Origin of the sequence: Mesorhizobium sp. B1-1-5 (assembly GCF_006443065.1) — a bacterium.
Lineage (GTDB): Bacteria > Pseudomonadota > Alphaproteobacteria > Rhizobiales > Rhizobiaceae > Mesorhizobium.
The window spans coordinates 1-1948 of sequence record NZ_VFWS01000262.1; the positions used below are offsets into that span (position 1 = coordinate 1).

Consider the following 1948-nt stretch of genomic DNA (forward strand, 5'->3'; position numbering starts at 1 on the left):
GCTTCAGGGCCGCAATGGCATGCGGCTGAAAATAGTCCGGACGGCGGCAGTCATAGGCAAGCGTCAAAATGGCGGACACCGTGTTCTGGTTGCCCATAGAGGCGCCGAAGCCCGTCTCCATGCCCCAGATGGCAAGCAGCACGCCCGGCGAGACGCCGTAGGTCCTTTCGATCTTGTCGAACAGCGCCGCATTCGATTTCTTCAGCGCCCGGCCCCTGGAAATGATCGCCGCCCCGCCGCGGCGCTTCATGAAGGCTTCCACGGAGCCGCTGAAAGCCTTGTGGATGGCGCGGTCCGCGGAAATGGTCCTGGTCGCGTAGGTCGCGCCGGCCAGGGCGGCCAGCCCCCTCGAACCCACGCCCTCGGCCCTGGCCTCCGCTGCGAAGTCCTGCTTCCAGGCATCGAAGCCGGCTCCGGTCTTGCCACAGCTGGCCGCCGCCTGCGCGCCCGTCGCCAGCGCAAGCATCGCCACCACAGTGGCCGCTGCAAACATCTTACCCTTGGCACGAAATGCCATGTTGTTCTCTCCTGGTTGCCTGAATCACGTCCCGGCCGGAATTTGCCAGTGAAACGCGCACTTGTCACTGTCGCGCGCGCAAGCTGGCCAATGGAAGGGAATTTGCCTACGATCAAGCAAATATTGTGGCAAGAACCACCCATGGCCTGACGATCCTTGCGCCATGTTGCTCAATGACGTCACAGTGGGGAACGACGTCTGTCGGCCGGCGTTTTGCACGACGCGCCTTCCCCTGTTCCCTGGTCCGAGACCGAGATGAAACTCTTCGACTGTCCTCATTGCGGCCATCGTCTCTATTTCGAGAACGCCCGGTGCCTGAACTGCTCCAGTGCCGTGCTCTATGATCCGCAGCGCGCCTGCTTTGCCCTGTCCGGTGCCGACAGCGGCTCCCCATGCGCCAACGCCGACGAATGCGCCTGCAACTGGATGGCCGAGCCGGGACAGCCCTTCTGCCGCGCCTGCGCGCTCAACCAGCTGATCCCGGACCTCTCCGTCGACTGCAACCGCCGCCGCTGGATACGGGTCGAGGCCGCGAAGAAGCGCGCGGTCTATTCGCTGCTGGCTTTCGGACTGCCGGTGACGCCCAAGCAGAACCCCGCCGACGAGGCCGGCCTTGCCTTCGACTTCCTTGCCGATCCGATCGGCGGCGGCCCGGGCGGCGAGCGCATCCTGACCGGCCACGACAATGGCCTGATCACCCTCAACGTCGCCGAAGCCGACTCCGCCGAGCGCGAAAGGCGGCGCGTTGAGATGGGCGAGAACTATCGCACCTTGCTCGGCCATTTCCGCCACGAGCTCGGCCACTACTACTGGGACCGGCTGATCCGCGACGATCCGCAAAGGCTTGACGCCTTCCGCGCGCTGTTCGGCGACGAGCGCACCGGCTACGAGCAGGCATTGAAGAACCACCATGCCAATGGTGCCCCACCCGACTGGCAGCAACGCCACATCTCGCCCTATGCCACCTCTCATCCCTGGGAGGACTGGGCCGAAAGCTGGGCCCACCACCTGCATATCACCGACACGCTGGAAATGGTCCATGCGCTGAACTTCCCGCTCGGCCGGCTGGAGACGGTGGAGGCCAACGAATTGCCCCAGGGCGATACCGGGGGCATGCTACAACCAGCGCCGTCCGAACCGACACCCGCTCCCGAACCGTTCGAAAAGATCCTGTCGCGCTGGCTGGTGCTGTCGGAAGCCTCCAATTCCATCAATCGCTGCATGGGTCTGCCCGACCTCTACCCTTTCGTCATCTCGGATGTCGCGGCGCGCAAACTGGCCTTCGTTCACGACCTCTTGACCCGCCTGCCGCAAGAAACGGGAGCAAATCGTGAGTTGGCTTCAACATTTTAGCGGGAACGCATGCGCCGCTCTCCCGTTTTCGCTGCCGAGGGACCATTAAAAGGAGAGAAACCATGAAAACCTAAATGT

2 protein-coding genes are annotated in these 1948 nt (G+C 63.6%); one reads left to right on the forward strand and one right to left on the reverse strand.

The window, feature by feature from the left end; genetic code table 11:
* Positions 1–517: lytic murein transglycosylase (locus FJ980_RS30175; RefSeq protein ID WP_181181351.1), on the reverse strand; the 517-nt coding region annotated here is incomplete at its 3' end.
* A gap of 255 nt (positions 518–772) precedes the next feature.
* Here FJ980_RS30175 and FJ980_RS30180 point away from each other — a divergent pair.
* The gene (locus FJ980_RS30180; protein WP_140547259.1) at positions 773–1870 is read left to right on the forward strand and encodes a putative zinc-binding metallopeptidase; all 1098 of its coding nucleotides are present in this window, start codon (positions 773–775) and stop codon (positions 1868–1870) included.
* The last annotated feature ends 78 nt before the right edge of the window (positions 1871–1948 follow it).